Below are 8,392 nucleotides of genomic sequence, written 5' to 3'. Positions count from 1 at the left end.
CCCCCCCCCCCCCCCCCCCCCCCCCCCCCCCCCCCCCCCCCAACCAAAACCCCACACCCCCCATGTAGCTCCGTCTCGTGGGCTCGGAGATGTGTATAAGAGACAGCGGTCGCGGTCCCGCCCCTCTCGGTGCCGGCGTCGGGTGAACGCCTCAGGCGTCGTCGTCGAGCCGGCTGCCGCTGGTCTGCTGCACCTGCACGAGGAACTCGTAGTTCGTCTTCGTCTTGCGCAGGCGGTCGACGAGCAGCTCGATGGCCTGCTGGGCGTCGAGGCCGCCGAGGACCCGACGCAGCTTCCACATGATCTTCAGCTCCTCGCTCGCGAGGAGGATCTCCTCACGCCGGGTGCCGGAGGCGTTGATGTCCACGGCCGGGAAGATGCGGCGGTTGGCCAGCTGCCGGTCGAGCTTGAGCTCCATGTTGCCGGTGCCCTTGAACTCCTCGAAGATCACCTCGTCCATCTTCGAGCCGGTCTCGACGAGCGCGGTGGCGAGGATCGTCAGCGAGCCGCCGTTCTCGATGTTGCGAGCCGCGCCGAAGAACTTCTTCGGCGGGTAGAGCGCAGCCGAGTCGACGCCGCCGGACAGGATCCGGCCGCTCGCCGGCGCGGCGAGGTTGTAGGCCCGGCCCAGCTTGGTGATCGAGTCGAGCAGGACGACGACGTCGTGGCCGAGCTCGACGAGTCGCTTGGCCCGCTCGATGGCGAGCTCGGCAACCGTCGTGTGGTCCTCCGCGGGCCGGTCGAAGGTCGAGGCGATGACCTCGCCCTTGACGGCGCGCTGCATCTCGGTGACCTCCTCCGGACGCTCGTCGACGAGGACGACCATGAGGTGGCACTCGGGGTTGTTCGTCGTGATGGCGTTGGCGATGGCCTGCATGACCATCGTCTTGCCGGCCTTGGCCGGCGCGACGATGAGCCCGCGCTGGCCCTTGCCGATGGGGGCGACGAGGTCGATGATGCGCGTCGTCAGCTGGCCCGGGTCGGTCTCGAGCCGCAGGCGCTGCTGCGGGTAGAGCGGCGTCAGCTTGCCGAACTCGACGCGCTTGGCGGCGTCGTCGGCGCCGGTGCCGTTGATGCTGTCCAGGCGGACCAGCGCGTTGTACTTCTGCCGGCCGACGTTGCCCTGCGGTTGCTCACCCTCGCGCAGCGCCTTGACCGCGCCCGTGACGGCGTCGCCCTTGCGCAGGCCGTGCTTCTTGACCATGCCGAGCGGGACGTAGACGTCGTTCGGGCCGGCGAGGTAGCCGGACGTGCGGACGAACGCGTAGTTGTCGAGGACGTCGAGGATGCCGGCCACGGGCACGAGGACGTCGTCGTCGCCGACCTGCAGGTCGGTCTCGACCCAGTCCTGGCCACCTTCGCGGCCCCGGCCGCGCTTGCGGTCACGGTTGCGCTGCCGGTTGCGGCTGCGGCGGCCGCCGCGATCGTCGTCGTCGATCCGGTTCTGGTCCCGGTTCTGGTCGCGGTTCTGGTCCCGGTTCTGGTCGCGGTTCTGGTCCCGGTTCTGCTCGCGGTTCTGGTCCCGGTTCTGGTCCCGGTTCTGCTCGCGGTTCTGGGTCCCGCGGTTCGGGCGGTCACCCTGGCGCTCGTTCTGGCGGCCGTCACGTGCCTCGCGCACCGCGGCGTCCGCACGCTCGTCACGCTCCGTGCGGTCGGCGCGGTCGCCACGGTCCGTCCGGTCGTCACGCTCAGTGCGGTCGGTGCGGTCGGTGCGGTCGGTGCGGTCGGTGCGGTCGCCACGGTCCGTCCGGTCGGCACGGTCCGCGCGGTCGGTGCGCTCGGAACGCTCGGCACGGTCGGCACGGTCGGCACGCTCGGTGCGCGCGCCGGGGCCCCGGTCCTCACGACGCTCGCTGGAGGAGTCGCCGCCCTCGGAGGTGGGCGTGCGATCGCCCGCCGACGCCGGCGCGCTCGCCGCGGCCGAGGCGTCGGGCTCGAGCGCCGTGCCCGCCGGACGGCTGGCCCGACGCGACGTGCGGACGCGGGCCGCGCCGCCCTGCTCGCCCGCGACGTCCGTGGACGCAGATCGGGTCTGGGCCTCGACGGCGGCGCTCGACGCGCCCGAACCGTCGGACGGCGCAGAACCGGTCGCCGGCGCGGAACCGGCGGCCGGCGCGGACGAGCCGCCGGACTGACGGGCCCGGATGGCCTCGACGAGGTCGCTCTTGCGCATCCTCCCGGTGCCCTTGATGCCCATGGAGGACGCGACGCCCTTGAGCTCGTCCAGCTTCATCGCGGACAGGCCCGACACCGGGCGGGTGGTGGTTTCTGACACGAAGGATCCTTCCCCCTCGTTTGCGACCCGGGACGAACTCCCACGGGTCGGACTTGGGCCAGTGCTGGCCTGAAGGTGGTCCACGACGGCGCACGGCGCCGTGAGGCGGTGGAGAGGGCCTCGGCGTGGGGGTGATGCACCGGCCTGCGAAGCTCGCGGCGTGTGGTGCACCCGCAGGATACCATCCGACCCCCTCGCGGGTGGGACGGACCTGACGTCCTCGCCGGGCGCCGGGAACTAGGGGCCTGCTCGTCGCGGCCGCGGCTCAGAGCGCGGAGACGACGGCCCCGGTCGCGGGCACGCCGGGGGCCAGGCGGCGCCAGCCGACGCATCCCGGCGGGACCTGCACGTCGGCGCTCCGCGCGCGGGTCGTCAGGACGAGGACGCTCGGCCCCGCACCCGACACCACCGCGGCCTGGCCCCGGGCGCGCAGCACGTCGACGACGGCCATCGTGTCGGGGTACGAGGACCGCCGGGCCTCCTGGTGCAGCCAGTCGCGCGTGGCCGCGTGCAGGTGCGACGGCTCGGTGGTCAGAGCGTGGACGAGGAGCGCAGCGCGTCCCGCGCCCGCTGCGGCGTCGCGCAGCGGCACCACGTCGGGCAGCACCGAGCGCGCGGTGCGCGTCGCGAGCTGGGTGTCGGGGACGAGCACGACGACCTCGACGTCGGGGTGCAGGGCCGGGCGCGCGGTGACCGTCCGCTCGCCGCGGTCGGCGCCGGTGCCGTCGGGCATCCAGCTGACGGTGAGCCCGCCGAAGACGCTCGCGGAGGCGTTGTCGGGGTGCCCCTCGAGCCGGCTGGCGATGTCGTCGGCGAGGTCGAGGTCGACCGGCACGTCCGCCCCCGGCTCGGGCCATCCGTCGGTCCCGTACGAGGCGGCGGCATCCGCGTCCCAGCCCGCATCCGGCCCTGAAAGTGCTTGTGCGGCAACGACTCCCGCGACGATAGCGGTTGCCGAGGAGCCCAGACCGCGCCCGTGCGGCACGCCGTTGCGTGCGGTCAGGGTCAGTCCCGCGGGGGCCTCGACGCCGAGTCGGTCCCACGTGTGGCGCATCGCGGCGTTCACGAGGTGGCTCTCGTCGGTGGGCACGTCCCCGGCGGCCTCTCCGGCCACCGTGATGACCAGCCCCGGGGTGTCCGCCGTCGTGACGACGTACTCGTCCCAGATGCTGAGGGCGAGCCCGATCGAGTCGAACCCGGGGCCGAGGTTGGCGCTGCTCGCCGGCACGCGGACGCGCACCGAACGTCGAGCGGCGACACGCCTCACGCGTCAGTCCTCGAGGCTGAGCGCCCGCGCCGCGCTCACCGCGTCGACCGGGACCCGGACCGGGGTCACGTCGCCACCGTCGGCGGTGCGCAGCGCCCACTGCGGGTCTTTGAGGCCGTGACCGGTCACGGTGCAGACGATGCGCGCCCCAGGGGGGACGAGGCCGGCCTCGTGGCAGGCCAGCAGGCCGGCGACCGACGCGGCGGAACCGGGCTCGACGAAGACGCCCTCCTGCGCCGACAGGAACCGGTGCGCGAGGAGGATCTGCTCGTCGGTGACGGCGTCGATGCGACCGCCGGACTCGTCACGGGCCGTGAGGGCCTGCTCCCACGAGGCCGGGTTGCCGATGCGGATCGCCGTCGCGATGGTCTCGGGCTCGTCGACCGGGTGGCCGAGGACGATCGGCGCGGCCCCGGCCGCCTGGAAGCCCCACATGACGGGCAGGTGGGTCGCCGGGCCGGCGGGGGCGTCGGTGACGGGCGTGGCGAGGTACTCGCGGTAGCCCTTCCAGTACGCCGTGATGTTGCCGGCGTTGCCGACCGGCAGGCAGTGGATGTCGGGAGCGTCACCGAGGGCGTCGACGACCTCGAACGAGGCCGTCTTCTGGCCCTCGATGCGGGCCGGGTTGACGGAGTTGACGAGCTCGACCGGGTAGGCCTCGGCGAGCTTGCGCGCGAGGTTGAGGCAGTCGTCGAAGTTGCCGTCGACCTGCAGCAGGGTCGCGCCGTGGGCGATGGCCTGGCTCAGCTTGCCCATGGCGATCTTGCCCTCGGGCACGAGAACGCCGCACGCCATGCCGGCCTTGGTCGCGTACGCCGCGGCGGAGGCGCTCGTGTTGCCGGTGCTGGCGCAGATGACGGCCTTCGCACCCTTCTTGGCGGCGAGGCTGATCGCCGCGGTCATGCCGCGGTCCTTGAACGAGCCGGTGGGGTTGAGCCCCTCGTACTTGAGGTGCACCTCGGCCCCGACCCGCTCCGACAGCTTCTCCGCCGGGATGAGCGGCGTGCCGCCCTCGCGAAGCGTCACGACCGGTGCGCCCTCGAGCATCGGCAGCCGGTCGGCGTACTCGGGGATGACACCCCGCCACTGGTGAGCCATCAGGAACCTTCCACGCGCATGACGGAGTTGACGCCACGGACGACCTCGAGCGTGCGCAGCGCCTCGACCGTGGCCGACAGCGCCGCGTCGCTCGCGGTGTGGGTGACGATGATGAGGGTGGCCCGGGCGCCCTGGCCGTCCTCGTCGCGGACGAGCTGCTGCCGGACGGTCTCGATGGACACGTCGTGGTCGGCGAACGCCGCGGCGACCTGGGCGAGGACGCCGGAGCGGTCGGCCACCTCGAGACTGATGTGGTAGCGGGTCTGGGCCTGGCCCATGGGCAGGACCGGCAGCTCGGCGTAGCTCGACTCGCCCGGCCCGAGGCCCCCGCCGACACGGTGCCGGGCCACGGCGACGATGTCGCCGAGGACGGCCGAGGCGGTGGGGTCGCCGCCGGCGCCCTTGCCGTAGAACATAAGCTGCCCCGCGGCGTCGGCCTCGACGAACACGGCGTTGAAGGCCTCGCGGACGCCGGCGAGCGGATGGGTGCGCGGGATCATCGCCGGGTGGACCCGGACGCTGACGCCGGCGTCCCCGCGCTCGCAGATCGCGAGCAGCTTGACGACGGCGTCCATCTCGCGGGCCGCCGCGACGTCGGCGGCGGTGACCTCGGTGATGCCCTCTCGGTGCACGTCCGTGCCGGCCACGCGGGTGTGGAAGGCGAGCGAGGCGAGGATGGCGGCCTTGGCCGCGGCGTCGAAACCCTCGACGTCGGCGGTGGGGTCGGCCTCGGCGTAGCCGAGGGACTGCGCCTGCTCGACGGCGTCCGCGAACCCGGCACCGGTCGTGTCCATCTTGTCGAGCACGTAGTTGGTCGTGCCGTTGACGATGCCGAGCACCTTGGTCACCTCGTCACCCGCGAGCGACTCGCGCAGCGGGCGCAGCAGCGGGATGGCACCGGCGACGGCGGCCTCGTAGTACAGGTCGACGCCGTGCCGGGCGGCCGCGGCGTAGAGCGTCGGCCCGTCCTCGGCAAGGAGCGCCTTGTTGGCCGTGACGACGGAGGCGCCGTGCTCCATGGCGCGCAGGATGAGCGAGCGTGCCGGCTCGATGCCGCCGATGACCTCGACGACGACGTCCGCCCGCGTGACGAGGCCCTCCGCGTCGGTCGTGAACAGGCCCGGGTCCACGCCGAGGTCGGACCGGTCGCGGCCGCCCCGGCGCACGGCGATGCCGGCGATCTCGAGCGGCGCGCCGACCCGCGCGGCCATGTCGTCGGCGTGCTCGACGAGCAGGCGCGCGACGGCGCCACCGACGACGCCGGCCCCGAGGAGGGCGACGCGCAACGGCTTCCGGTCACTCACAGCGCGCTCCACGGTGCGAATCCTGCCGTCCGTCCGGCCCCGGGCCGGCCATTGTTTCGCGATCCGGACATGCTCGACACAGGATCTGCGGCTCCATCAGACATCGAGCGCGAGCAGGTCGTCGACGGTCTCGCGCCGGACGATCAGGCGGGCGAGGCCGTCGCGGACGGCGACGACGGGCGGCCGCGGCGTGTGGTTGTACTGGCTCGACAGCGAGCGGCAGTAGGCGCCCGTGCAGGGCACGGCGACGAGGTCGCCGGCCGCGACGTCGGCCGGCAGGAACTCGTCCTTGACGACGATGTCGCCGCTCTCGCAGTGCTTGCCGACCACCCGGGCGAGGACCGGCGCGGCGGTGGACGCCCGGCCGGCGAGCGTGCACGAGTAGTTGGCGTCGTAGAGGGCGGTGCGCACGTTGTCACTCATCCCGCCGTCGACCGAGACGTAGACGCGCTGGGCGCCGCCGTCGAGGTCGACGGGCTTGACGGTCCCCACCTCGTACAGCGTGAAGGTGCTCGGGCCGGCGATGGCACGCCCGGGCTCGATCGAGATGCGCGGAACGGCGACGCCGTCGGCACGGCACTCGCGCTCGACGATCTCGGCCATGCCCGCCGCGAGGTGCTTGGGCGGCAGCGGGTCGTGCTCGGTCGTGTAGGCGATGCCGAAGCCGCCACCGAGGTCCAGCTCGGGCAGCTCGACGCCGAGCTCGCGGGCGACCTGCGTGTGCAGCCCGAGGATGCGTCGGGCCGACACCTCGAAGCCCGACGTGTCGAAGATCTGGGAGCCGATGTGGCTGTGCAGGCCGAGCAGCCGGAGGCGGTCGGGGCGCCCGAGGATGCGGCGGACCGCCTCGAAGGCCTGGCCACCCGAGAGCGACAGGCCGAACTTCTGGTCCTCGTGGGCCGTCGCGATGAACTCGTGCGTGTGGGCCTCGACACCGACCGTGACCCGGACGAGGACCGGGGCCACCACGCCGAGCTCGGCGGCCACCCCGGCCACCCGCTCGATCTCGTCGAAGGAGTCGACGACGATGCGCCCGACGCCGTACTCGAGGGCCTGGCGGATCTCGGCGAGGCTCTTGTTGTTGCCGTGCAGGCCGATCCGCTCCCCCGGCACTCCGGCCCGCATCGCGACGGCGAGCTCGCCACCGGTGCAGACGTCGAGGTGCAGACCCTCGTCGTGGATCCATCGCGCGACCTCGGTGCAGAGGAACGCCTTGCCGGCGTAGTAGACGTCGGCACCACCGCACAGGTCGTCGAAGACCTCCGCGTACGTCTGCTTGAACTCCCTTGCGCGCGAACGGAAGTCGTCCTCGTCGATGACGTAGGCGGGAGTGCCGAAGTCGCGGGCGAGGTCGACGACCGAGACGCCGCCGACCGTGAGCGCGCCGTCACCTCCCCTGCCGACCGACGAGGCCCACAGCGACGGCACCAGCGCGTTGATGTCGACGGGGGTCTGGAGCCACGCCGGCCCTCGGTAGCCCTCGGCGTGGAGCGCTCCGGCTTCGTGTGCGCGCATTCCTACATCCTCTCGGGGGCCGCCGCTGCGAGGCGGCCGAGTCCATTGCGCAAGACGACGCGAGCGGCGTCGGCGAGCGCGAGTCTGGCCCCGTGGACCGGCTCCACGGGTGCGCCCACGGCGAGGGGCCGCGTCGGGTGGTCCCACTCGTCGGCGAGTCGCCCCAGCTCGACGAGTGCGCGGACCTGGGCGGCCGGGTCGCCGCGGTGGTGCTCGAGCCGCTGGGGCAGGTCGGCGAGGGCGACGAGCAGGTGCCGCTCCGTGACGTGGGTCAGGGTCTCGAGGCGCGTCGACGGGCGGACCTGCACGCCGGCGGCCTCGGCGTTGCGGACGAGCCGGCACAGCCGCGCATGGGACAGCTGGACCCCGCGGAGCGGGTCCCGCGGCCCGCGCTCCCCCGGCCGCTCGGTCCGGTCGACGTGCGCCGTCCCGTGCGGGCAGGCGTAGGTGTCGGCCTCGCGCCGGACGACCTCGATGATCGCCGCGCGGTCGGCGTCCTCGAGCGTGATGGCGATGAGGCCCGTGGGCGCCACCTCGACGGCCGACACCGGGCGCTGCTCCGTCAGGCCCCGGGCCAGGACGCGTGCGAGGTCACGGGGCGCGAGGTCCAGGCGCGGACCCCACCGCTGGGCGACGGGGGTGACCCAGTCGGCGACGACGCCGGCGGCGCGCGGGTCCGTGGGCCGGAACAGCGGCCCGACTGGTGGTCCGGCCTCGGCCTCGTCGGGGAGCTCGCCGGTGCGCGCGGCCCGCGTCGCCACGCCGCACAGGAGGGCGCGCAGCTGCTCCGGCGTCATGGCGCCGAGTCTACGAGCCGGTGGCGACGCGTCCTCGGCCGCCCGACGCTGACGGAGGCCGGACGGCACGAGGCCCCGAGACGGCGTTGCGCGCCCTCCCTGTCTCTTATACACATCTGACGCTGCCGACGACGGA

At 73.5% G+C, this 8,392-nt stretch carries 6 protein-coding genes; all 6 read right to left on the bottom strand.

From position 1 onward, the window contains the following. Positions 1 to 151: 151 nt before the first annotated feature. On the bottom strand, positions 152 to 2,233 hold the full coding sequence (gene rho, locus ACR9ZK_RS19325; protein WP_481343593.1) for a transcription termination factor Rho: 2,082 nt from the start codon (positions 2,231 to 2,233) through the stop codon (positions 152 to 154). Positions 2,234 to 2,540: 307 nt separating this feature from the next. Then, the gene (locus ACR9ZK_RS19320) at positions 2,541 to 3,542 is read right to left on the bottom strand and encodes a homoserine kinase (RefSeq protein ID WP_481343592.1); all 1,002 of its coding nucleotides are present in this window, start codon (positions 3,540 to 3,542) and stop codon (positions 2,541 to 2,543) included. Positions 3,543 to 3,545: 3 nt separating this feature from the next. Then, positions 3,546 to 4,640 carry a threonine synthase gene (gene thrC, locus ACR9ZK_RS19315; protein ID WP_481343591.1) on the bottom strand — a complete coding sequence of 365 codons (1,095 nt, stop codon included), beginning with the start codon at positions 4,638 to 4,640 and terminating at the stop codon, positions 3,546 to 3,548. Then, on the bottom strand, positions 4,640 to 5,944 hold the full coding sequence (locus ACR9ZK_RS19310; RefSeq protein WP_481343590.1) for a homoserine dehydrogenase: 1,305 nt from the start codon (positions 5,942 to 5,944) through the stop codon (positions 4,640 to 4,642). Before ACR9ZK_RS19310 ends, thrC begins: the two co-directional genes overlap by 1 nt. Before the next feature lie 96 nt (positions 5,945 to 6,040). Then, the gene (gene lysA, locus ACR9ZK_RS19305) at positions 6,041 to 7,459 is read right to left on the bottom strand and encodes a diaminopimelate decarboxylase (RefSeq protein ID WP_481343589.1); all 1,419 of its coding nucleotides are present in this window, start codon (positions 7,457 to 7,459) and stop codon (positions 6,041 to 6,043) included. A 2-nt stretch (positions 7,460 to 7,461) separates the two neighbouring features. After that, complete coding sequence (locus ACR9ZK_RS19300) at positions 7,462 to 8,256, bottom strand: DALR anticodon-binding domain-containing protein (protein ID WP_481343588.1); 795 nt, start codon at positions 8,254 to 8,256, stop codon at positions 7,462 to 7,464. Positions 8,257 to 8,392 lie beyond the last annotated feature (136 nt).

Source organism: Monashia sp. HAY1-5C, assembly GCF_056755255.1.
Note: the sequence above shows the minus strand (reverse complement) of the source record. Positions and strands in the feature narration are given on the sequence as shown.

What these genes read in the sequence shown, in the direction of transcription:
- rho (WP_481343593.1), bottom strand. Translation starts at nt 2,233, where the DNA reads ATGAAGCTGGACGAGCTCAAGGGCGTCGCGTCCTCCATGGGCATCAAG.
- thrC (WP_481343591.1), bottom strand. Translation starts at nt 4,640, where the DNA reads ATGGCTCACCAGTGGCGGGGTGTCATCCCCGAGTACGCCGACCGGCTG.
- lysA (WP_481343589.1), bottom strand. Translation starts at nt 7,459, where the DNA reads ATGCGCGCACACGAAGCCGGAGCGCTCCACGCCGAGGGCTACCGAGGG.
- ACR9ZK_RS19300 (WP_481343588.1), bottom strand. Translation starts at nt 8,256, where the DNA reads ATGACGCCGGAGCAGCTGCGCGCCCTCCTGTGCGGCGTGGCGACGCGG.